The sequence below is a fragment of the Serratia sp. Tan611 genome (genome assembly GCF_905188235.1).
Taxonomy (GTDB): domain Bacteria; phylum Pseudomonadota; class Gammaproteobacteria; order Enterobacterales; family Enterobacteriaceae; genus Serratia_B; species Serratia_B rhizosphaerae.
On record NZ_LR994655.1, the window covers coordinates 4,138,333 to 4,161,689 of the forward strand.

The 23,357-nt window shown below is 52.6% G+C and carries 15 protein-coding genes and 1 tRNA gene; 4 read left to right on the plus strand and 12 right to left on the minus strand.

Features of this window, described 5'->3' with window-relative positions:
* The first annotated feature begins 61 nt into the window (after positions 1–61).
* Entirely contained in the window at positions 62–1,138 is a 1,077-nt protein-coding gene (gene mltC, locus TAN611_RS19515; protein WP_105232516.1) for a membrane-bound lytic murein transglycosylase MltC, read from the plus strand.
* A gap of 56 nt (positions 1,139–1,194) precedes the next feature.
* Here the strand turns inward: mltC and speF are convergent, their stop codons facing one another.
* The 4 genes from speF to TAN611_RS19535 form a co-directional block, all read right to left on the minus strand.
* Complete coding sequence (gene speF, locus TAN611_RS19520; RefSeq protein ID WP_203066894.1) at positions 1,195–3,357, minus strand: ornithine decarboxylase SpeF; 2,163 nt, start codon at positions 3,355–3,357, stop codon at positions 1,195–1,197.
* Positions 3,358–3,653: 296 nt separating this feature from the next.
* The gene (locus TAN611_RS19525; RefSeq protein WP_238404481.1) at positions 3,654–4,955 is read right to left on the minus strand and encodes an OprD family outer membrane porin; all 1,302 of its coding nucleotides are present in this window, start codon (positions 4,953–4,955) and stop codon (positions 3,654–3,656) included.
* Between the two features lie 183 nt (positions 4,956–5,138).
* The gene (locus TAN611_RS19530; protein WP_111736481.1) at positions 5,139–7,109 is read right to left on the minus strand and encodes a bifunctional 2',3'-cyclic-nucleotide 2'-phosphodiesterase/3'-nucleotidase; all 1,971 of its coding nucleotides are present in this window, start codon (positions 7,107–7,109) and stop codon (positions 5,139–5,141) included.
* Positions 7,110–7,172: 63 nt separating this feature from the next.
* Positions 7,173–8,354: a NupC/NupG family nucleoside CNT transporter gene (locus TAN611_RS19535; protein ID WP_105232520.1), complete on the minus strand. Its 1,182-nt coding sequence runs from the start codon at positions 8,352–8,354 to the stop codon at positions 7,173–7,175.
* A 356-nt stretch (positions 8,355–8,710) separates the two neighbouring features.
* Here TAN611_RS19535 and TAN611_RS19540 point away from each other — a divergent pair.
* Positions 8,711–8,786 (plus strand) — tRNA-Phe (locus TAN611_RS19540).
* A 515-nt stretch (positions 8,787–9,301) separates the two neighbouring features.
* On the opposite strand, the gene TAN611_RS19545 is transcribed toward TAN611_RS19540, so the two are convergent.
* From TAN611_RS19545 to TAN611_RS19560, 4 genes are all read right to left on the minus strand, one after another.
* Positions 9,302–10,921: a cholesterol oxidase substrate-binding domain-containing protein gene (locus tag TAN611_RS19545; protein WP_203066896.1), complete on the minus strand. Its 1,620-nt coding sequence runs from the start codon at positions 10,919–10,921 to the stop codon at positions 9,302–9,304.
* A 180-nt stretch (positions 10,922–11,101) separates the two neighbouring features.
* Complete coding sequence (locus TAN611_RS19550) at positions 11,102–11,920, minus strand: helix-turn-helix domain-containing protein (RefSeq protein WP_203066897.1); 819 nt, start codon at positions 11,918–11,920, stop codon at positions 11,102–11,104.
* A gap of 621 nt (positions 11,921–12,541) precedes the next feature.
* The gene (locus tag TAN611_RS19555) at positions 12,542–14,659 is read right to left on the minus strand and encodes a peptidase domain-containing ABC transporter (RefSeq protein WP_203066898.1); all 2,118 of its coding nucleotides are present in this window, start codon (positions 14,657–14,659) and stop codon (positions 12,542–12,544) included.
* Positions 14,643–15,944, minus strand: a complete 1,302-nt coding sequence (locus TAN611_RS19560) for an HlyD family secretion protein (protein WP_203066899.1) — start codon at positions 15,942–15,944, stop codon at positions 14,643–14,645. The genes TAN611_RS19555 and TAN611_RS19560 overlap by 17 nt, the downstream gene beginning before the upstream one ends.
* Positions 15,945–16,284: 340 nt before the next feature.
* Here TAN611_RS19560 and TAN611_RS19565 point away from each other — a divergent pair, with 340 nt between their 5' ends.
* The gene (locus tag TAN611_RS19565; protein WP_203066900.1) at positions 16,285–16,584 is read left to right on the plus strand and encodes a hypothetical protein; all 300 of its coding nucleotides are present in this window, start codon (positions 16,285–16,287) and stop codon (positions 16,582–16,584) included.
* Positions 16,585–16,681: 97 nt separating this feature from the next.
* Here TAN611_RS19565 and TAN611_RS23740 read toward each other — a convergent pair whose 3' ends face one another.
* Positions 16,682–16,834: an integrase core domain-containing protein gene (locus TAN611_RS23740; protein WP_203066901.1), complete on the minus strand. Its 153-nt coding sequence runs from the start codon at positions 16,832–16,834 to the stop codon at positions 16,682–16,684.
* Positions 16,835–17,242: 408 nt separating this feature from the next.
* On the opposite strand from TAN611_RS23740, the gene TAN611_RS19575 reads away from it, so the two are divergent.
* Positions 17,243–18,559: an APC family permease gene (locus TAN611_RS19575; protein WP_203066902.1), complete on the plus strand. Its 1,317-nt coding sequence runs from the start codon at positions 17,243–17,245 to the stop codon at positions 18,557–18,559.
* A gap of 17 nt (positions 18,560–18,576) precedes the next feature.
* Here the strand turns inward: TAN611_RS19575 and TAN611_RS19580 are convergent, their stop codons facing one another.
* From TAN611_RS19580 to TAN611_RS19590, 3 genes are read right to left on the minus strand one after another with little or no spacing between them, the layout of a single operon-like run.
* Positions 18,577–20,157, minus strand: coding sequence for an aldehyde dehydrogenase (NADP(+)) (locus TAN611_RS19580; RefSeq protein ID WP_203066903.1), 1,581 nt, complete (start codon positions 20,155–20,157; stop codon positions 18,577–18,579).
* Between the two features lie 18 nt (positions 20,158–20,175).
* A complete protein-coding gene (locus TAN611_RS19585; RefSeq protein ID WP_105232524.1) occupies positions 20,176–21,960 on the minus strand; it encodes an IlvD/Edd family dehydratase in 1,785 nt (594 codons plus the stop codon).
* Complete coding sequence (locus TAN611_RS19590; protein ID WP_203066904.1) at positions 21,950–23,344, minus strand: MFS transporter; 1,395 nt, start codon at positions 23,342–23,344, stop codon at positions 21,950–21,952. The genes TAN611_RS19585 and TAN611_RS19590 overlap by 11 nt, the downstream gene beginning before the upstream one ends.
* Between the last annotated feature and the right edge of the window lie 13 nt (positions 23,345–23,357).

Sequence of the window (23,357 nt, forward strand, 5' to 3'; positions counted from 1 at the left end):
GTTTCGGGGCCGGCGCTGGCCCCTGCAATGCCCGATTACATTCATCAAAATACGGCTTAAGATGAAGAAAATTTTAGCTTTGCTAGTGATAGCACCTTTATTGATTTCCTGTTCCGGTAAAAAAAGCGATGAGTTCAACGAAGCCTGGGTGAAAGACACCAACGGCTTCGACATTCTGATGGGCCAGTTCGCCCACAACATCGAAAATATCTGGGGTCTGAACGAAGTTCTGATCGCCGGGCCGAAGGATTACGTCAAATATACCGATCAGTATCTGACGCGCAGCCACATCAACTTTGATGCCGGCACCATCACCTTTGAAACCATTTCGCCGACCGATCCGGCCGCCAGCCTGCGCAAGGCGATCGTCACCACCCTGTTGATGGGCGACGACCCGAGCTCGGTTGACCTTTATTCCGACGCCAACGATATCCAGATCAGCAAAGAGCCGTTCCTTTACGGCCAGGTGGTGGATAACAAAGGCCAGCCGATCCGCTGGGAGTGGCGCGCCGCGCACTTCGCCGACTATCTGGTGCAGAACAAGCTGCAAAAACGCACCTCCGGCCTGCACGTAATCTACTCGGTCACCATTCAGCTGGTGCCGAACCACCTGGATAAACGTGCGCATAAGTACCTGCCGATGGTGCGTAAAGCCTCGGAGAAATACGGCGTGGAAGCGTCGCTGATTCTGGCGATTATGCAGACCGAATCCAGCTTTAACCCATATGCGGTCAGCGGTTCCGACGCGCTCGGCCTGATGCAGGTGGTGCAGCATACCGCCGGTAAGGATGTGTTCCAGATGCACGGCAAATGGGGCAAACCAAGCCGCAGCTACCTGTTCGATCCGGCGAACAATATCGATACCGGCACCGCCTATCTGGCGATTCTGCAGAACAACTACCTGGGCGGCATCAAGAACCCGACCTCGCGGCGCTACGCGGTGATCACCGCCTACAACGGCGGCGCCGGCAGCGTGCTGCGCGTGTTCTCCAGCAACCGCAGCAAGGCGTTTGACGTCATTAACGACATGCAGCCGGGCGATGTGTACACCACCCTGACCACCAAGCACCCGGCCGGCGAGTCGCGGCGCTATCTGGTGAAGGTGAACACCGCACAGAAGAGCTATCGTCGCCGTTAAGTCATGCAAACAGGGGCGCAATGCGCCCCTGTTTTTTTCCTCACGCCACGCGGCGGTTACGGCTTGACCACGTAGCCGAAAATCCGCTTCCAGCCGTGGTCCTTTTTCTCGACATACACGCCCTGCAGCTCCGGCGAAAAGCCCGGCAGACGGTTGATTCCCTCCTCCAGCGCCAGGAAATAGCGCTGCGCCGCGCCGCCCCACGCCTCCCCCGGCACCACGCACAGCACGCCCGGCGGAAAAGGCAGCGCCCCTTCGGCGGCAATACGCCCCGCCGCCTGCGATATCGGCACCAGCTCGACGTTATCGCGGATAAACGCCACGTTGGCGTCCTGCGGGTTCATCATCACCGGCGGGAAGTGCGCCTGACGGAACATCTCTTGCTGCAGCCGTTTCACGTCATGGCTGACATACAGGTCGTGCATCTCCTGGCACAGCTGACGAATGCTGTAGTTGCGGTAGCGCCGCTCATGTTTGCGGTATACCGTCGGCAACACCTCACAGAGCGGCGCATCCTGTTCAATATAGCGCTCAAACTGCACCAGCTTATCCACCAGGCGCGCCATTTTGGCCGGTTTCTCCGCCGGGGTCAGCAGGAACAGGAGCGAATTGAGATCGCTCTTTTCCGGCACGATGCCGTTTTCCCGTAGGAAGTTGGCCAGAATCACCGCCGGCACGCCGAATTCACCGTACTGCCCGGTCTGGGCATCAATGCCCGGCGTAGTCAGCAGCAGTTTGCACGGGTCGACCAGATACTGTTCCTGCGCATAGCCGGCAAAGCCGTGCCAGACCGCGTCCGGCTCGAAGGTGAAGAAACGTGCGTCGCCGGCGATGTGTTCACTGTCAAAGCTCTGCCATGCCTGCCCGTCCACCTGCGGCGGAATAAACGGTCGCAGCTGACTGCAGCGCTGTAGCAGCTGTTTACGCGTTTCAATGCCCAGCCGCACGCACTCCATCCACATGCGTCGCCCCGCCTCACCGGCGTGCATTTTGGCGTTGACGTCCAGCGCGGCGAACAGCGGATAAAACGGGCTGGTCGATGCATGCAGCATAAAGGCGTTATTCAAATGCTTATGGTTGCAGTGGCGCTTCTGCCCCTTGATATGATCGTCTTTCTTGTGAATCTGCGAGGTCTGCGAAAAGCCCGCCTGCTGTTTGTGCACCGACTGAGTGACGAAGATGCCTGGATCGTGCTCGTCCAGCTCCAGCAGCAGCGGCGAGCACTCTTTCAGCATCGGGATAAAGCCTTCATAGCCCACCCAGGCGGAATCAAACAGAATGTAATCACACAGGTGGCCGATGGTGTCGAGCACCTGCCGGGCGTTGTAGAGGGTGCCGTCGTAGGTGCCGAGCTGAATAATCGCCAGCCGGAACGGCCGTGCCGCCTCGGCCTTGTCCGGCGCCACCTCGCAGATTTGCTGGCGCAGGTACGCTTCGTCAAAACAGCCGGCATCGATACCGCCGATAAATCCGAACGGGTTGCGCGCGGTTTCCAGATAGACCGGCGTGGCGCCTGCCTGAATCAGGGCGCCGTGATAGTTGGACTTGTGGTTATTGCGATCGAACAGCACCAGATCGCCGCGCGTCAGCAGCGCGTTGGTCACCACCTTGTTCGCCGCGGAGGTACCGTTGAGCACAAAGTAGGTTTTGTCAGCGTTAAATACCCGCGCGGCATGTTTTTGCGCATCCTTCGCCGCCCCTTCATGGATCAGCAAATCGCCCAGTTTCACATCGGCGTTGCACATATCGGAACGGAACAGGGTTTCGCCATAAAAATCGAAAAACTGCCGCCCCGCCGGATGCTTACGAAAGAATTCCCCTCCCTGATGCCCCGGGCAGGCAAAGGTAGAATTCTCCATCTCTACATAGGTTTTCAGCGTCTTGAAAAACGGCGGCAGCAGCGCCTGCTCATAGGCGTCTGCCGCGGCTTCCAGCTGCGCCATATAAAACGCCTTGCTGGTGCCGCTCAGGGTGAAAACGCCGGTCACCAGCGGCAGATAATCCGGCGACAGCGGTTCTTCCTCTTCAACGGCAACAAAGGCCGGTATGTTAAACCCGGTCGCCTGCAAACGAGCCAGAATACCGGCGTTCACATCATCGACGGAGACTACCACCGCCGCCACGTCGGTGTAATCGGTGTGTGCGACACGCACGACTTGCCGCAGGGTTTCAATACTGGCGGACAAACCGGTGCTGATTGCTATCTTCAAGTCTTTCATTGTGCCAACTCTCAAACAATGGGGAATGAAGTGACGCCATCAGCCTGCATAAAATAATGACGATTATCCTGCGGCCACCCGGTAAGGGCGCAAATGAAAAAGTGAAGCACCGCCGATAAATACTTTAGATTAAATTATGTTACCCTTTGCTGTAAAAACAAAAAAATAATATAAACAGATAAAATACAGATAGTTAAAATCAACTCTCGAGCCGAGAGCAGTTTGTAACAAAGGAAACTATATTGACGGGCTAATAATTCAGCGCAGTTTGCCACGCTGCGCTGAATCAAGCGGCGTTAGAACAGATTAAATTTGTAATCGACCTGCAGTTCGACCGAGTGGTTTTGCGCCCGCATCGGTTTGCCGTCGGCGGTCAATATCGGCCGGTTGTTCTGGCTTTGGTAGTTCCAGGATGGCCCGCCGGACAGCTGCAGGCTCAGGTCCTTCACCGCTGACGGCGTCCAGCGCGAATACATCAGGGTTTCGCCGCGCTGGATGCCGCGTCCCTGATACTTCATGCCCCAGCCGTAGTTGGTCACCATCCCCATTTCAACTTCCGGCGTCACGGCATAACCAAACGTCCAGGCCACCATTTTTTCGTTATGGCCGACATAGTCGTTGCCCCAACTGTCGGCCATCGAATTAAAGGTGCCGCGGCTGAGCTTCGCCAGGTGCCATTCAAAACGCCCCAGCCCCTGCGACAGGTGCGCGCGCGTATAGGAGAGACCGGCCTTGTTCTTCCAGCGCCCGGCCTGCCAGTTCAGCGACAGCGCGGCGTGGTAGGCATCGCGGTCAAAGGTTTTCTTGCTCGGCGACATGCTGGTCCAGTCCTGCAGCCCATGGTTCATATAAAGCTGGGTGCCGAGCACAGCGCGATAGTCCGCCAGCATCGCCGGCCGCCAGTCAAACTCCAGGCCGTGACGCTGCAGATAGTTATGACTTTCGCCAAAGAAATAGCGGGCGCCGTAGTCACGCTGCGCGTAGCTCAGCTCGCCGGTGGCGATCTGGCTAATCTGCTTCTTGTCGGCGGTGCGGAAATGCACTTTCTCCGGGGAGTCCCTGTCGCTGTAGCGCGTGACATAGGCGCCGCGCAAGCGCAGCGGCCCGCTGCCGGTTTCGCCGCGCCAGCCCAGATAGGTGCTCGGGATAGCGCGGGTCGAGTTATTCAGCGCGCCCCACTTTTTAATTTGCTGCCAGCCGCCGTAGAGACGCAGATAGGTATCCTCATCCCCCAGGCGCGCCTTCATATACAGCTGCCCCAGCTTGTTAAAACCTTTCGCCTGGCCATCGTCGTTATACAGCACGCTGCGCCCCCAGAAATCATCGCTGGCGGCCAATTTGACCACGCCATAATATGACGCATCCACCCCGAGCATATCGTTGATATAGCCCGACTGGTAATCCAGCGTAATTCCCTGCCCCCACGCGGTCTGGTTAGAGCGCGAGCCGTAATCTTCCGTACTCAGGTTTTTAAATACATTGCGGAAGGAAAGATCGGCATGGCTATCATCAACAAATCCGGTAAAAACACCGCCGATTTTTTTATTTTCTGCCGCATCAGCATTAAACGCCGCCAGTGCCGCCAGAGGTAACATCATTAACAAATTATTTTTTTTGAATCCCATTTTTTTATTTTTCATAGAAAAGCTCCGTTTTCTATTTCGCCCAGGTATTGAAGTTAACGTTATAAAGAGGGCTCGCGCCCTCGGTTGATGGTGCGCGTTTGCGGGCTTTACCTGAACCGATAAAGCCCGCGTATTATTTATTCCGTTACTACAGAATTATTTTTTATTAGCGGAGGGACTTTGCAGATCGATCTTATAAATCGCAAAGCCGATGTCGTCTTTGCCGACGTAAGTCATCGGATGCTGCGCTGACTGCCTGATAAGCTGCGCGGCATGCTCATCAGGCGAGGTTTCCATGCGGATATCCAGCTTTTTCTCCGACGCGATCGGCGCAATGCTCCAGCCGTTCTTCGCCGCCGGCGCGTACTGGCCATGCTGCTGGGTTTGCGTATTGATATAGTCGGCGATGATCGAACGCACTTCATCCGGCGCATTGATCACTACGTTCTTTTCCCCGGTGCCGGCGAACTTGCCGGTAAAGGCGCGATAGTTGTTCACCGCCACCAGGAATTCAGCGTTGTCATCCAGCGGTTTGCCCTGATAGGTAACCGAGGCAATACGCTGCGCCTGCGGGTTGATCAGGTTGCAGTCGACGTCATAACGCGCCGGCTGGGTCACATCGATCTGATAGCTGAGCGCGTCGAACATATCGAAGTTGTAGGCGCGGAAACCGTCCCAGTTCAGCAGCGACTGCGGCGCTTCGCTGTTCGGGTCGATCTGGTTGTACATCCCCGCCGAACACTCCAGCCACTGTTTCACGTCCTTGCCCTTCACGCGCACGGCGGCGAGGGTGTTGGCGTATTGATACAGCTGCGCCGCGTTGCGGAAGCTCAGATCGCCCTTGGCAATATCGACGAAGTCATCCGGCGCGTTTTTGCGGCCGCCGACTTTAAACGGCGCGGCGGCGGTCAGCACCGGCAGATCGGCCAGATCCGGATCGCCCTGAATCATACGTTCCACATAGGCTCGCTGCGCATCGCGGATCACCTGCATCGCCGCCGTATCCTGCACCAGGGCCAGATAAGAGTCGATGCCGGCAGCCAGCTTGCCGATCGGCTTGTTGACGTATTCACGCGTGCTGTCATGGGCATTTTTCAGCGCCTCGACCAGTTCCGGCTTCGCATCCACCAGCGACTTGCCCGCCTTGCTGTCATAGATAGGGCGCGCCTCGGCCTTGCCGGAGGTGACCTGCCATTTGCCCTCTTCACCTTCAATGACCAGATCGATCACCCCCAGGTGATCGGCCCAACGCCCCGGCATCACGGCCGGCACGCCGTTTACCGTGCCCTTGGCGATATCCACGCCCGGCAGTGAAGCGAAACTGGCGCTCGGGAAGACTCCGTGGGAGTGGCCGAAGGCGATGGCGTTAATGCCCGGCACCTGAGACAGGTAGTAGGTCGAGTTTTCCGCCAGCGCTTTGTACGGATCGGCGGAGATGCCGGAGTGGGCAATGGCGATCACCACGTCGGCACCCTCTTTACGCATCTGCGGCACCAGTTTCTTAGCCGTTTCGGTGATGTCTTTCACCACCACCTTGCCTTCCAGATGCCCCCGATCCCACAGAGCGATCTGCGGCGGCACAAAGCCGATATAGCCGATGCGCAGGTTATGCGTTTTGCCTTCGCTGTCCTTCACCGGCGTATCGACGATCAGATACTGTTTGAAGTACGGTTTCTCACCGTCGGCATGGTAGACGTTGGCGTTGATGTAAGGGAATTTGGCGCCGCTCAGCGCCAGCTGCAGGTAGTCCAGCCCGTAGTTGAACTCGTGGTTGCCGACGCTGCCTACCGCGTAGTCCAGACGGTTCATCGCCTGATAAACCGGGTGCACGTCGCCTTTTTTCAGGTGCGCTGCGGCATAGTCGGCCATCGGACTGCCCTGAATCACGTCGCCGTTATCCACCAGCACGCTGTTGTCTACTTCCGCACGCGCCGCATCGATCAGCGTGGCGGCGCGCACCAGGCCATGCTGAGCCGTTGCGCGATCCTTGTAGTAGTCGTAATCCATCATATTGCCGTGCATATCGGTGGTTTCCATCACCCGCAGATTCACCGTGGCGGCGTGGCAGACACCGGATATCATCACTGCTAATAACGTCACTTTACTGACTGATTTTAATAGTTTCATGCTACTTTCCCTGTGTGTTGAAAATTGGCCGCCCGGCGGCCAAACTGCCCCGATGTGGCCGGGTTAAAACAGCAGCCCCACCACCGTCGCATTCAAGAAGCTGACCAGCGTTGAGCCGTACAGCAATTTCAGACCAAAGCGCGCCGCGCTGTTCCCCTGCTTGCTGTCCAGCGCCTTGATCGCGCCGACGATAATGCCGATGGAGGAGAAGTTGGCGAACGACACCATAAAGACGGAGATGATCGCCACGGTACGCTCGGAGAAATTAAAGTCGCCCTGTGAGAAGTTCAGCATCGCGACAAATTCGTTACTGACGATTTTGGTCGCCATCAGGCTGCCGGCCTGCACGGCTTCATGCCACGGTACGCCGATCAGGAACGCCAGCGGCGAGAACAGGTAGCCGAGAATATCCTGGAAAGAGATGCCGAACAGCGCGGTGAAGATGGCGTTGGCCATGGCGATTAACGCGATAAAGCCGATCAGCATCGCGCCGACGATCACCGCCACTTTAAAGCCGTCGAGGATGTACTCGCTCAGCACTTCAAAAAAGCTCTGTTTCTCCCCTTCGCTGACGTCCAGCAGATCTTCCTGCGGGTTCACCTGATAAGGGTTGATCAACGACGCCATGATAAAACCGCCGAACAGGTTCAGAACTAACGCCGTCACCACGTAGCGCGGCTCCAGCATCACCATATAGGCGCCGATAATCGACATCGAGACCGTCGACATCGCCGAGGTGCACAGCGTATACAGGCGATGCTCCGGCAGCAGGCCGAGCTGTTTTTTTACCGAGATAAACACTTCAGACTGGCCGAGGATCGCCGAGGCCACCGCGTTATAGGACTCCAGACGCCCCATGCCGTTGATTTTGCTGAGCCCGAGACCGATGTACTTGATGATAAAGCCCAGAATACGCCAGTGCTGCAAAATGCCGATCAGCGCGGAAATAAACACGATAGGCAGCAATACCGACAGGAAGAACGAGATCTCTCCTTTATTCAGCAGGCCGCCGAACACAAAGTTGACGCCTTCATTGGCGTAGGCCAACAGATGGCCAAATACTCCGGCCACGGCGGCGATGCCGGTATTGCCGGCGTCCGTTTTCAGCAGTAACAATGCCATAACAAATTGGCACAATAACATCACACCCAGCGGTCGGTAGCGAATATTTTTACGGTTATTACTCACCAACACCGCCAAAGCATAAATAACCAAAATGCTTGATATACCAATGAGATACTTCATATTTCTTCCCCGGAAAATTGTATGTCGCCCTGTCAGGACGCATAGTCATACATATAAAAATGTTATTTTATGAACATATCAGACACTCAATGTTATTAAAGTGACATTGAGCACAAAAAAGCCATTGGTCAACGGGAAACGCATGATTAATGGTTAAATTTTGGTTAAAACCGGCAAGCGGCGGCAGCGGCGGGAAACCCACGGAAACAGAAAAAGGAAGCGGGAACGATAGACGTGGCGGAGCCTGCAGATGCCCTGCCGGGGTGATGTGGATTGACTAAAAAGGGAGCAACCAAACGCTTTGTGGCAGAAAGCCGTTGACGACACCCGGCCTTTACGGTTTAATGCGCCCCGTTGCCCGGATAGCTCAGTCGGTAGAGCAGGGGATTGAAAATCCCCGTGTCCTTGGTTCGATTCCGAGTCCGGGCACCATATTCAGAAAAACCCGCCTATGGCGGGTTTTTTGCTTTCTGGAGCACAAGCTATCCATCCAGAAGTCGGGTCCTTCCGTGCGGTAAGTTTGGTTAAATCTTTCGATGCAGGCATTCTGTGTCAGTCTTCCCGGCTTGATATTACCAGTTGTCATAGATGGCTTCAGGGATGACTGCCTCATGGCAGAGATTTTTCACAGGTTCATCCGGCCTCCATCGATTTAATCACAGTGATGATCTGAGGCCCAGTAAAATGGGTTTACGCATAGCGAGCGCCTCCATTGTCAGGTTGATATGCCATAAGTTTTCTAAATATGAATAGTGTGATTATGTGGGATACTTACATCATCAGCAGGCAATAGACTTAACAACATTAATAAATGATAGTTTATAATAAAATCCGGCATCCAACTTATGCCGGATTTTATTTATTAGTAGCATTTACAGCAGATATCAGTTTGATACTATTTAAATAAGATGACCGACAATCTATACATATCAGTCATCAAGTCAGTTTTACTTTTCAAATAACATATCAAGCAACGGTGAAGAGAAAACATAATGCGGGTCATATTTACGTAATATGTCATGCGCATGTTGCCAGCGATCATTTTCTGCTGAGTTCGCACCAAAGCTATTGGGCACATCTTGGCTTATAACTTGTTTATCAGCCCAAGCCGAACTTTCCGTATAGCCCCATCCTTTACTCCACTCTACGCGAACAGTCGCATAATCACCGCTGTAATGGCTGTAAATCCACTTCTCCATCTCACTATAAAATTTATTGGCATCTGGCGTATCCGGCATGGTCAAAATGTCTAACCAAATTGCCGTATCCCAATCAGGTTTACCCTCCACTGGTGCTACAGGAGATAGATCAGGTGCTACCGCATTTGCGACGACACTCTGCTGTGGCCTATCTAAGCCCGTTACACGAATTTCAATCGGCCCGTTCATTGGGAACGAATTTACATTTTTGTATTCATCCACCATACTTTCGTACTTTTCGACAAATTCATGCAGGACCTTCTGAATGTTGCTTCTCTTGGTAATGATTGCATAACCATTTGCCGTAACCCGCAAAGTTGTAGGTTTTACATACAATAGAAGATCTTTACTCCAACCCCAAAGATCCGTTGAAATCGTCGCGCCCAAACCAATGCTCACTAATTCCATCTGTGTCTGACCTAACGTTGGCGTAAGCTCTGGAAAACCGTTATTAATTTTTTTTATAATATCGGAGATCTGAACAGGTAGATTATCTGAGAATGGATAATTAAAAGGTCCATTGGTAGGTTTTGATACACTCGGATACTTATCCTCTATCGTCCAAATTTTTAGCCAAGGATTTTTAGTAAAAGGGAACCAGATAGCCTCAGCTCGGCCACACTGGTCCAGAAAATGGCTAAAGGTACGTTGGCTCGAGCCTTCTATAGAAAATAGCTCTGTAGCTGGAATATTAACAAAACTCTGACAACGTAGGCGGCGATTACGGGGGACTTGCAACGTAACTTCATAGATAAATGCTCGGCCCACGTGAACCAGAAATGCAGAAATATCTGGGTCATCACGTTTAAACTCATGAAGTTCATACTGAGTGCTTTCCGAATTCCACACAATAGCATTGAGAGCACAAATGCTATTGCTAACAGATCCATAATTACCAAACTCAGAAGGTGTCTCACCATCGGCAGAAATGCATGTCCCATGACCGCCAATAGCGAGAACTCCTCCTAAAGTCAGATCTCCAGGTGCTGGAGTGGCATAAAAACCTAATTTATTTTTTTCCAGTAAGGTTAATAACTCCTGCATGGACACGCCTGTTTGAGCTGTCACATATCCATTTTCGCCATCTTTCTCTATTGTTACTTTATTGATTTTACTGCTTAAATCAATAAGTAAAACATTTCCATTATTGTTCCCATTGGCAATGGTCAAAGGAGACCAATTATGCTTCATCCCTACAGGCCTGGCACAGTAATTATTTGCGTATGCCCAATTGATAGCAGCCAGTAGCTCTGTTTCATTCTCTGGCACACAGGTAAGAATATGACTCCCTGATATCTCCTTCGACCAGTTCGTTATATCGCTGTAAAAGAAATCAAGCGGGAAATCTTTTAATGTACTATTTTCCATAATAAACACCCATAGTAAGTTAATTAAATAACACGACCACCAAAGTTCAGTGGGAACCGCATTTAACATGCATTTCATGCATGCTAAAAAATAATAACGGAATGATATAACCCAATAATAAGAAAGATATTAAATATATAATATTGTCACTTCCATTAAATAGTGAAAGGCTTAATATATTTACCCATATTTATCCGAATCACTCTCGATAGAGATTAAAATTCCAATATCTAACTCTCTAGTCGAACTCGAACTTTCTCTATATAGTTCAATAATAAAGCTATCGTTTACCTTAGCTCCTATTCTTGGCAAGTGTAATTCATACAAATGTTTAAAAAAATCACAAAACTCCTCTAACACTCCGCAGAAAGAGATCAGAAGATAATGACCATGTGGGAAAGAAAAATCAGTAACCCGACTGAAGCATTTAATAGTTGGCTCTGTTGATTTTTTCGTAGCCTGTCTATGCTGACTTTTCATTTTATATAACCGTTCTAAAGAAATTAATTTACACTTACCATATTTCTTTCTTCTTAATCTTTCTTTATCTAATGATTGGCATAAGAAAAATGAGTATGCATTAACAGCAGCAGAGTCATTCGGAATCGATATATATTTGTATGTTAAGGTATAATTCTCTAAAAATGGTGGTAATAGTTTTGAAAAATCCCATACAGGGTTCATCCTAAACTTGTGTGGATTTTCTCCTAAGAACTGTTGAAATGAACGCGTGAAGGATTGATGAGAGCTAAACCCTACCTTCTCGGCAAGTTCAGATACGGTGCATTTGTTTTGCTTAAGCATGATTGCAGCCTTACTCAACCTCCTATACCTTATATATGAACCTACGTTCATTTGAACATGTTGTTGAAACAATCTTTGTAAGTGCCACTTAGAATAACCAGACAATTCTGAGAGCTTATCCATCGAGAGATCTTTTTCAAAGTTAGTTTCAATTATATCAATAAGTTGCAAGACCACATTTTTCGAGTCGACCATAAGATCTCCTTGTATAAATTTGAACAGAAACCTTTCTTCCCTGATAGTATTTATACTAATCTTGTTTCGAAAAATATTTCCTATAACGTTTTCAGACAGTAATATATTTACCATCTGATTTTACATGTTAATGATATTTAATTTCTAGTAAATATATAAATTAGTGGTAAGCATTTTCCAAGACTTCGCCCTTAGCTGGGGCGAAGTCTTGGATGTTTCACTTACCGACTTGTATCTATTTAGTTAGGCTTCAGATTGCATACCGGAGGTTCTGGTTTACATACTGGAGGCTCTGGCTTACATACTGGAGGCTCTGGCTTACATACTGGAGGTTGAGGAGTACAGCCTCCCCACATGTGGCCCCAAGCATTTCCCCAACTACTAATAACCGAGCCAATAATCGATAACCCCAGGCCAAAAGTCGCGCCATTTACCTGTTGAACTTCGCTAGAGTTTAATTCTCTCATAGTATATCTCCATCTCTGTTATTAAAAACCTAAAAATAAAAACCTTATTTATGGGTCAAAACCCACAGTTAGGTATATACGTCGCATTTGAAACATTCAATAGCGACATTGCAAATTTCATATAAAATAAATATGAAATCACAATACTACTACATTAAAAACCATCTTGTTTTGACGGTTCCAACGTTATTATTCTATCGGCAGATGATATTGTTGACGGTCGGTGAGCAACTATCACCCGAGTTATGTTCAATGAGGATATTGCATTATTTATATAGTTTTCATTGATAAGGTCTAAGTGGCTTGTTGCCTCATCCATAAAGAGAATACTTGGTCTCCTATATAAGGCTCGTGCAATTAAAACCCTCTGCTTCTGCCCTCCAGAAAGGCTACCACCTAGCTCGCCTACAAGTGTTTCATATCCCATAGGCATTTTTATTATGTCGTCATGAATATTACAATGCTTAGTGCACTCTACAATCAAATCTTGATCTGGCTTCGGATCAAATCCACATATATTTTCCGCAATTGATCCAGCAAATAGCTTATCCTCTTGTAGTACACAGGCTATGCATTCGCGGTAATTATTTATACCAACATCCTTGATGTTAAGACCGTTAACCAGCAAACGCCCCCCTGTGGGTTCTAATAGTCCGCACATGAGTTTCATCAGCGTTGTTTTTCCCACGCCAGAAGGACCTACGATAGCTACGCTTTCACCTGCCGCGATATGTAAACTAAGGTCTTGTATTATCGGTCGCGATAAGCTGTCGTATTGATAATAAAGATCGCGCGCTTCAAAAGTCACGGCTTCGTTAGGCGCACAGATTTTCCGATAGGGCTTATCTTCTTCCGGTAGTGAAAGAACGATATCAGCGACCCTTTCATTATGCAGGTTCAACATGCGTAACCGTAGTACCATATCTATGAGGTTAGATGCTCGATCAGAGAATTGACCTCGATAGGCATTGAATGCAACAAACATCCCAAGCGTCATCTGATTATCTATAACTAATGAAGCACCTAACCATAAAATGATAATTTGGTCGCATGCGGCCAAAAATGCATTTACTCCACCGAACATCATGTCTAGCTTGGTTACACTGATATTGGCATTTGTGGTATCAATGTTCAGATTCAACCAGAACTGCGAACGTGTAGCCGCCAACCCCAAAGATTTCAGCGTGGCAATGCTGTACAGGGTCTCCATAAAATGTGAATTAGCTTTAGCCGCTTTGACGAGTTGCTCTTCAGAAGCCTGGCGATAGTATCGATAGGTAGAAAGCCGAAGTAATATATAAAGTAACGTAAAACCAGTGACAACCCAAACAAGCCAGCCGCCATACATATACATCATAATGAAAACACCAACCGACATGATTCCATCAATAATGCTAGAAACAATACTTGTGGTGAATGTAGTACGGATCGCGTCTAATGAGCCAAAACGCGACTGAATATCACCAAGCTTACGCTTTTCAAAATAAGCAAGAGGTAACCTCATTAAATGGTCAAAAAGTCCCGCCTTCCACTGTATATCTATGAGCGCACCCATAACTATAGAGACCCATGAACGAAGCATGGAGACAAAGGTGCGAAACAAGATAAAAAAAAGTAGACCAACACAGATAACCACTAATAAATTATGGTCACCAGCCTGGATAACGTGGTCCATAACCAATTGGGTACCAACCGGCATTAGCAGGTTTATGGCCTCAATGACCAACGACAAAGCAAATATTTTACCTAAGGCACTTTTAAGGCCAGTAACATTTTTTAATAACTTACGAAAATGTAACCGGCTTTGTTGAACTACCGGACTAAAATCGCTGCTTGGCCAGACTTCTAAAGCAATTCCGGTAAAATGTAGGGAGAGCTCCTGCATACCAATGACGCGTCGCCCAAAGGCTGGATCGTGCAACGTAATCCGTCCTCCTCGAATGTTAACCAGCACCACAAAATGGTTCATATCCCAATGCAAGATGCAAGGGGTTTTCACCTGCCGTATTTCATTCAAGTTCAACGAGAGAGCGCGCGTTTTTAAGTTTAAGTTTTCAGCGATAGTAATCAATGCTCCCAAGGTTGCCCCTCGAGAGGAAATATCATATTTTTGGCGTAAGTTAAAAAGATCGATATGCATACCATAATAACCGCACACCATGGCTAAACTGGCTAAACCACACTCAGCAGCCTCAGTTTGTAATATCTGAGGTACATTTCGTCTAATAGCTAAATTCAGTTTGCTAACAATTTTTTCATAGGTTTTTTTCACGAATTGGCCCCGACACACTATTTTTCATGTCATAAAAAGGTGCAAACATCCATTGATATATTGGCCTTTTTTCCAAGAAAAGCGTTGCTTGCGCTTTCATTCCACTTGAAAGATTTAATACTTTCCCTTGATAACCAAATCGAGTGTTATCTATGGCAACTAGCACTTTGTAATATGATTCGACAATCTCACCACTTTGGCGCATAGGCGAACTGCTGTAGGTTGACATTTCTTGGTTGGAAGCTGGAACATATGCTACGTTATCTATTACCCCAGGAAACTGGCCAAACTTTTCAAACGGAAATGCATCATAACGAATATTAATATTATCGCCGCTGTTGACGTATGGCACGCTACTGTTTGGCAACCATAAAACTAAATAGTATATAGCATGGTCGCTGGGGATTAATTGCGTCAAGCTATCTCCGGCATTAACCATTTGACCGGGAGTGACGCTTAAGGATTCAACTCTACCATCAGTAGGAGCATTGACAATGATCGAACCACTCGCCTCAGCCTCAGAGAGTTGGCGCAGAAGATCATTTTTTTGAAATTGGTATTGTGATATTTGATTATCAAAGTCGGATGCTCTCGTGACTAGATCGCTATTCAAGTTTGTTATTTGCAATGCTTCCTGAATACTTTGACTATAAAGACTTTGGAACGTGCTTTGCTGCTGATAATATAGGTAAACTTGGCTGTTAAGTTGGTCTCTATTAATCAGCCCTTTATTACGGTATTCGCTATAGTTTTTCATCGTTTCACGCATAAAATTAACGCCATCACGTGAATTCTCAACCATTTTTTTTGACTGCTCATGCGACAATTTATATTGTTCAATCTGTGACCGTAGATTGTCCAAGGTAGTCTTCTTATTCTGTTCCAGTTTAGTAATAATGTTATCTACCTGAGCGAGCTGGTTTTCAATAGCTTGTCGAGTATTTGTACTGACAGTACCAGAGTCTGTGACTCTACTGACATCAATTTGATAAAGATGCTGCCCTTTTTTTACTTGTTCTCCAACAGTAACGAAGCGCCGAGCTATGAATCCTTGCTGGGTAGCGAATATACTCACCGTCCTTGGGAGCGTAGTAACTTCGCCCCCAACACTTATACGACGAGTATAAGTTCCATATGTGACAAAAAGGACTAATACAGAGATAAAAAACAGAGAAATAGCGGCAGTGACCCACATCGGCATCCCCGCAATTAACAGTGCTTTACCTGTCCATTTAGAGCGATTATGTGAAACGGCTTCTCTCCTGAAAAGACCTTCCTGCTCCATCTCCATAAGCAACCTTTCTTAATTCACTTACATCCTGTAGGCATACATTAATATCTTTATTTAGAGATAGTCAAAAAGAATTTTATAATTAATGATTAGTTGGCTTATAAAAACATGCAACCCAATGAAACATAAAGGATACTTTACAACAAATAAGATTCCTCCCTAAAAATACATAAAACCAATCATTAAGTGCTATTACATGAAATATTCGATAAGTCCTATTGGAAATCACCTATATTTTATAGTATCAAGAAAATACTGAGAGTGTTGTAACACTGAAGAACCAAGCGTAATTGAAACTACGTAAGTTTAACTCAATAAAAAGGAAATGAATTTCATGAAAGAACTAACCGCTAGTGAAGTTGAGATCGTATCTGGGGCAGGAATTATTTCAGATGCAGTAGGCTTTGCGGGGGATGTCATAATTGATGCAGTGAAAATTAGTAATGACGCTCTTAATACTAGAACGATCTCTTCGGTTGGCCAGGCATTCAATGCTGTAGGACTTGGGGGCATCCACAATTTGGCCGACTCTTTAGGGTATGCGGCTTTTAAAACGGTGGCTGGTGTTGGTTCGCTACTGGGTGGAGATGCTAGCCGAATCGAGTACCATTACGAGAAGGAATGGGGGGCCTGATCTCCTCTTTCATACAGCTAAGTATAAGATAAGCAAAACCACCCCATAAGGGGTGGTTTCTATTTGAATAAGGACGATTCTAGTTATAGTGCATGTGCTAGGACCCAATTTTACACCGCACATTACCCAGAGACATGAACCAGTCCTCGTTCAGGTACTCCTGTCGCACGCTGCCATTGAATGATTCTAGCGTGATATTATCTGTCGTGATAAATCTATGTGTAAATAGGCCCGCTTTAGTTCCATGCACTTTTTGATATCCCGCCCTGGGAATGCTGTTGGAAGTATTCCCCCAGTGTCATATTAAGTCGCTCTGATTATTACCGCACACGCGCGAACGCACTCCTTCTGTAACGGAGGAGTGCGTTACGTGAGAAAAAGGCGAGGTTCGATGCAGAAGCTCCGGCGGATTTGGCTGACAAACGGTGGTAGTGGTTACCACACTGTCAGCACCGCACGCCGGTTCGCCCGGCGTATACGACCATAAATCGTGACGCCGGCCCCCTTCCCCTGCGGATCCCATTCCATCTCTGAGGACATCCGAACCATGACACACATCGCCCCCCGAATCGGGGAAAACCCAGATCAAAATAGTCTATGATTTCCCTTCCACCCGGCGCGACGTCGGTTCAGATAATAACAATCAAAGGTGATGGGGATGGCACTGGTTCGTTCTTTGCGGATGCGCGACTTAGTGATTATGGGATTGCTGTTTATTGGCCCGGCGGCGCCGGTAGGATTGTTTGGCACGCTGGACGCCACCAGCGGCGGAGTGGTGCCACTGGTTTATGTGATTGCCACCGTGGTTATGGGCTTTACCGCCTGGTCCTATGCGCTGATGTCGCGGGCGGTGCCCAACGCCGGGGCGGTGTATGCCTATACCCGGGAAGGAATTACCCCTCGAGTGGGTTTTATCGCCGGCTGGATCATTCTGTTGGATTATCTGTTTATTCCGGCGGTGGCCTATCTGTTTAGCGGTATTTCGTTAAACGCGCTGGTGCCTGCGGTGCCGGTCTGGGCCTGGACGCTGCTGGCAGTCGTGGCAACCACGGCCCTGAATCTGACCGGGCTGCATAAAACCCGACGGGTCACCATGACGGTGTTGATCGCCGAGCTGATCGTACTGGCGCTGATTCTGGCCGGCGGGCTATGGGTGCTGTGGCAGCAGGGATTTAACCGGCCGCTGCTGGCGCCCTTTCTGGGAACGGAAGGCATCAGCAGCGGTGCCGTACTGACCGGCGTCTCCGTGGCCGTGCTCTCTTACCTGGGCTTCGACGCCATCTCCACGTTTGCTGAAGAAAACCAAGGCTCCCGCAATCAGCCCGGTCGGGCGACCCTGTGGTGCCTGATTCTGGCGGGAGCACTGTTTGTCGCTCAGACCTGGCTCGGGGCGCTGCTCAGTCCCTGGGACAGTCAGACGCTTGCGCAACAGCCTGAGCTTCAGGGTAAAGCCTATTATGTGATTGTCGGCGACACTATCTCTCCGTGGCTGGGCGATGCGCTGGCCTTTGTGAAAGCGCTGGGGGCGGCCTTTTCCGCCATGGTGGGCCAGGCGGCTGCGGGGCGGCTGCTGTTCAGTATGGGGCGTAGCGGCGCGCTGCCGGGTTCCCTCAGCCAGGTCGGCAAACGCAGCGGGCTGCCGGTGACCGCGCTGCTGGCCGCCGCCGCGGTCAACACCGTGCTGGCGGTAGTCGCCGCCAGCGTCGACAACGGGCTGTCGCAGCTGGTCTCGTTTGTGGATGTGGGGGCGATCTGCGGCTTTATTCTGCTGCACTGTTCGGTAATCGGCCTGTTTCTGGTGAAGCGCCGCCTGCGCAGCCTGCGCGCGCTGCTGGCCTGCGGGCTGGTGCCGTTGCTGGGGATCGCGGTGCTGACGCCGGTGCTGTTCCATATTCACACCCCGGCGCTGGCGGCCGGGGCGCTGTGGTTGCTGGTAGGGCTGGTGGTGCTGTGGCGCCGTCGGGCGGCATTTTAAAGCAACGGCCTCGTCGTTTAACGCAGCGGTTCGCGGGTGGTTACGCCATTCACCAGTCGGTTAATCCCCAGCGGGTTTTCATCCTTCAGGGCATCCGGCAGCAGCGCCTGGGGATAATCCTGATAACAGACCGGGCGCAGGAAGCGATCGATAGCCAGGGTGCCCACCGAGGTGCCGCGGGCGTCCGACGTGGCAGGCCAGGGGCCGCCGTGCACCATGGCGTCGCACACCTCCACGCCGGTGGGATAACCGTTCAGCAGCAGACGCCCCGCCTTCTCTTCCAGCAGATTCACCAGCTCGCGGCAGTCGCGCAGATCGTCCGGCTCGGCGATGAGCGTCGCGGTGAGCTGGCCGTGCATTCCCTGTAGCGCCTGCAATAACTCCCGTGCGCTGCCGGCCTCCACCGCCACGGTCGCCGGGCCGAACACCTCTTCCTGCAACAGCTCATCACCGCTGGCCAGCAAGGCGGCATCGGCCTTAAACAGCCAGGGAGCAGCCTGATTATCGTCACGCGCTTCGCCGGTCAGCGTTTCAACCTGCGGATGCCGGCTCAGCCGGGTAAGCCCCTGACGATAGTGCTGCAGGATCCCGGCATTCAACATCACCTGCGCCGGGCGGCTGGCCATTTCATCACGCAGCGCCAGCAGAAACTCGCTATATTCCGCCCCTGCCGCGCCGATAATCAGCCCCGGGTTCGTGCAGAACTGGCCGCAGCCCAGCACCACGGAATCCGCCAGCTCGCGGGCGATCTGCGGCCCACGGCGGCGCAGGGCTTCCGGCAGCAGAATGATGGGGTTGATGCTGCTCATTTCGGCAAATACCGGAATCGGCTGCGGACGGCTGGCCGCCATATCGAAAATGGCCCGTCCGCCGCGCAACGAGCCGGTAAACCCCACCGCCTGAATCAACGGGTGTCTGACCAACACTTCGCCGATGGTGGTGCCGTAAATCATGCTGAACACGCCTGCGGGCATGCCGGTCTGGCGCGCGGCGCGGAGGATGACGTCGGCAACGCATTCCGCCGTTGCCATATGGCCGGTGTGGGCCTTAAACACCACCGGGCAGCCCGCCGCCAGCGCGGCCGCGGTATCGCCGCCGGCGGTAGAGAACGCCAGCGGGAAGTTGCTGGCGCCAAACACGGCCACCGGCCCCACGCCAAGCCGCGCCTGGCGCAGATCGGGGCGCGGCAACGGCTGCCGATCCGGCAACGCCGTATCGATACGGGCTCCCAGACAGTCGCCGCGCCGCAGTACGCTGGCAAACAGCCGCATCTGGCCGCTGGTGCGCCCGCGTTCACCGCGCAACCGGGCCACGGGCAACGCCGTCTCCCGGCTGGCAAGGGCCAGAAACTCGTCGTCCAGCGTATCCAGCTCATCGGCAATGGCATCCAGAAACCGGGCCCGATGTTCCGGCGCCAGGCGGCTATAAACGCTAAAGGCGCGACGGGCCGCCTCGCAGGCGGCGACAGCCTCCTGTTCGGTGGCCTGATAAAAACGCCACGGCAGCGCTTCGCCGCTGACGGCGTCCAGGCTTTCCAGTACGGTATCTCCCTGGGCACTGCGTTCGCTGCCGATAAAGTTGTATCCGGTAATCTTCATGACCTGATGCTCATCTCGTTAGTGTGAATGTCGGGGTAAGTTGTCGTCATTAACCACCCGCAAATAGAGGGTCGCCGGCTCCAGGCAGCCGCCGGTGGAAAGCTGGCCGACCATGCTGCGGTAAATTTCCTGCCATGGCGTCTGAGAAGGCGGATGCGTGGGCGTAAAGGCCGCCCGACGGCGTTCCATTTCGCTATCGTCAATCAGCAGATCGACCCGGCGCTGGTTAAGATCCACCCGCAGACGATCGTTGGTTTGCAGCAGCGCCAGCCCGCCGCCGACGGCGGCTTCCGGCGACATATTGAGGATCGACGGGCTGGCGGAGGTGCCGCTCTGGCGTCCGTCCCCCAGACAGGGCAGCGAGGTTACCCCCTGTTTCAGCAGCGCCGTCGGCGGCGCCATATTGACCACTTCAGCGCTGCCGGGATAGCCGACGGTACCAGCGCCGCGGATCACCAGAATCGAGCGGGCGTCAATCGCCAGTTCGGGATCGTTAATCCGCGCGTGGTAATCCTCCGGGCCATCGAACACGATGGCCCGCGCCTCGAAGCAGTTTTCCGCACCGGGTTCGCTGAGCCACGTTTTACGGAATTCGTCACCTACCACCGACATCTTCATAATCGCGCTGTCGAAGAAGTTGCCGCTCAGCACAATGAAGCCCGCCCGGTGTTTAAGCGGATTTTCCCAGTCGTGAATCACATCCGCATTGTGGTTGCCGGACTCGCGGGCAATGTCGCCAATGGCTTTGCCGCTGACCGTCAGGCAGGATTCGTTGAGGCGACCGGCTTTCTGCAATTCATGCAGCACCGCCGGAACCCCGCCGGCGCGGTGGAAGCCCTCCCCCAGATAGCGTCCGGCAGGCATGCAGTCCACCAGCAGCGGCACCGCTTCGCCCACCCGCTGCCAGTCATCCAGAGTCAGCGCAACACCAGCATGGCGGGCGATGGCGATCAGGTGCGGCGGACAGTTGCTGGATGCCCCCAGCGCCGAGGCAACGGTAATGGCGTTTTCAAACGCCGCTTTGGTCAGAATCTTCGACGGACGCAGATCGTCCCACACCATTTGGCAGATGTGTTTGCCGGTGCGATAGGCCATCTGCCCGCGCTCGCGATAAGGAGCCGGAATGCTGGCGCAGCCCGGCAGCGACATGCCGAGCGCTTCGGCCAGCGCGTTCATCGATAGCGCGGTCCCCATCGTGTTGCAGTGGCCGATGGACGGCGAAGAAGCGGTAGTCAGCTCCATGAAGCCTTCGTAGTCGATTTCGCCGGTGGCCAGCAGGTTGCGTGCATGCCAAATCACCGTGCCGGAACCAATCAGCTCCCCTTTATAGTGGCCGTCAAGCATCGGCCCGCCGGACAGTACGATGGCAGGCAGATCGGTGGTGGCGGCCGCCATCAGGCAGGCAGGCGTGGTTTTATCGCAGCCGGTGGTCAGCACCACGCCATCCAAAGGATAGCCGTGCAGGATCTCCACCAGCCCCAGATAGGCCAGGTTACGATCCAGCGCCGCGGTGGGACGGCGGCTCTGCTCGGCGATGGGGTGAACCGGAAATTCCATCGGAATGCCGCCGGCATCGCGAATGCCGGCCTTCACCCGTTCCGCCAGCGCCTGGTGGTGGCGGTTGCAGGGGGTCAGATCGCTGCCGGTCTGAGCGATGCCGATAATCGGACGCCCGGATTGCAGCTCCTCGCGGGTCAGTCCGTAGTTCATATAGCGTTCGACGTACAGCGCCGTCATATCGGCGTGTTCAGGATCGTCGAACCAGCGCTGGCTGCGCAGTTTGGGTACCGGTTTATCCTTCATGATTTTTCTCTCTTATTAGTATGGCGCCCGGGGCGCGATGATGGGGTGACCGGCCGACGGCATCCTGAATCAGTGTCAGATCGCGGCCGCGGGTTTCCACGGAAAGCCAGCTACCGGCGAGCGTAATGCCCCCCAGAACAATAGTGTATGCGGCCAGCACCCAGGGGGCGCCGTCGGCCAGTCCTGTGAGCCAGATCCCGAGTAGCGGCGCCAGTCCGCCGGAAAGCAGCGCGCCGACCTCGCGGGAAAGCGCCACGCCGGAATAACGGTAGCGGTTGCCGAATAGCTCGGTGAAGTGGGCGCACTGAGCGCCGAGCATGCTGTTGGCGCCGATGGCAAAACCGCCGACGATCGCCAGAGTGATAAGCCAGGGATTGCCGCTGGCGATCATCATCCAGGCCGGGAAGGCCCAGATCATGCAGAACAGCGCCCCGGCGCGGTAAACCCGCAACCGCCCCACGCGGTCCGACAGGGCGCCGAACAGCGGCGTGGTGATGACGCTCGCCACGCTGGCCAGCAGTACGGCATTGGTGCCGATCTGCGCGAAGGCGGCGCTCTGCTGGGCCTGGGTGGCGGCGTAGCCGGTCAGAAAGGCGATGGACACCGTGGCGTACAGGGTGGAGCTGCCGGTTTCCGCCATGCGCATCAGAATGGTGGCGGCCAGCGGACGTCGCGCGTCGCGCATGACCGCCCGCATCGGCGTCTTAATCACCTGCTGCTGGGTTTCCAGGGTCTTAAACACCGGGCTTTCTTTCAGCCTTAAGCGCACCCAGATAGCGACGGCGATCAACACCACGCTCAGCAGGAAAGGAATGCGCCAGCCCCAGCTCAGGATCTGCTGTTCGCTCAGCAACAACTGCATAACCCGAAAGGTGATGGTCGCCAGCGCCAGCCCGGAAAAAACGCCGATAAAGGGCAGTGCCGCATACCAGCCGCGGCGTTTCGGAGGCGCCAGCTCCGCCATCAGGGTGGCGGCGCCGGACTGTTCAGCGCCGGCGCCGAAGCCCTGAAGCAGCCGCAGGGCAACCAGCAGCACGGCGCCCAGCGGCCCGGCGGGCAGCAGGCCGATCAGCGTGGTGGCGACCCCCATCAGCCCGATGGTGATCAGCAAGACCAGTTTGCGGCCTTTGCGATCGCCCAGCGAACCGAAAAACAGGCCGCCGAAAGGCCGGGCCAGGAACCCGGCGCCATAGGTGGCGAAGCTTGCCAACAGCGCACCGGTAACCCCCAGCGAGGGGAAGAAAATATGGCCGAAGACCAGCGCCGACGCCAGCCCGTAAATGGCAAAATCGTAATACTCCAGCGCGCTACCAACGGCGCCGGTGAAGATTGCCCGCCGCAGCTGGCGCGGATCGGGCGTAGAAGAGTGATTCTGTACACGCATAGCATGCTCCTTC

Bases quoted from the DNA above. Each gene is read 5' to 3' on its own strand.
- TAN611_RS19580 (WP_203066903.1), bottom strand. From the start codon at position 20,157: ATGAAGATTACCGGATACAACTTTATCGGCAGCGAACGCAGTGCCCAG.
- TAN611_RS19545 (WP_203066896.1), bottom strand. From the start codon at position 10,921: ATGGAAAATAGTACATTAAAAGATTTCCCGCTTGATTTCTTTTACAGC.
- TAN611_RS19525 (WP_238404481.1), bottom strand. From the start codon at position 4,955: ATGATGTTACCTCTGGCGGCACTGGCGGCGTTTAATGCTGATGCGGCA.
- TAN611_RS19585 (WP_105232524.1), bottom strand. From the start codon at position 21,960: ATGAAGGATAAACCGGTACCCAAACTGCGCAGCCAGCGCTGGTTCGAC.
- TAN611_RS19590 (WP_203066904.1), bottom strand. From the start codon at position 23,344: ATGCGTGTACAGAATCACTCTTCTACGCCCGATCCGCGCCAGCTGCGG.
- TAN611_RS19550 (WP_203066897.1), bottom strand. From the start codon at position 11,920: ATGGTCGACTCGAAAAATGTGGTCTTGCAACTTATTGATATAATTGAA.
- TAN611_RS19530 (WP_111736481.1), bottom strand. From the start codon at position 7,109: ATGAAACTATTAAAATCAGTCAGTAAAGTGACGTTATTAGCAGTGATG.
- TAN611_RS19560 (WP_203066899.1), bottom strand. From the start codon at position 15,944: ATGGAGCAGGAAGGTCTTTTCAGGAGAGAAGCCGTTTCACATAATCGC.
- TAN611_RS19565 (WP_203066900.1), top strand. From the start codon at position 16,285: ATGAAAGAACTAACCGCTAGTGAAGTTGAGATCGTATCTGGGGCAGGA.
- mltC (WP_105232516.1), top strand. From the start codon at position 62: ATGAAGAAAATTTTAGCTTTGCTAGTGATAGCACCTTTATTGATTTCC.
- TAN611_RS19575 (WP_203066902.1), top strand. From the start codon at position 17,243: ATGGCACTGGTTCGTTCTTTGCGGATGCGCGACTTAGTGATTATGGGA.
- speF (WP_203066894.1), bottom strand. From the start codon at position 3,357: ATGAAAGACTTGAAGATAGCAATCAGCACCGGTTTGTCCGCCAGTATT.
- TAN611_RS19535 (WP_105232520.1), bottom strand. From the start codon at position 8,354: ATGAAGTATCTCATTGGTATATCAAGCATTTTGGTTATTTATGCTTTG.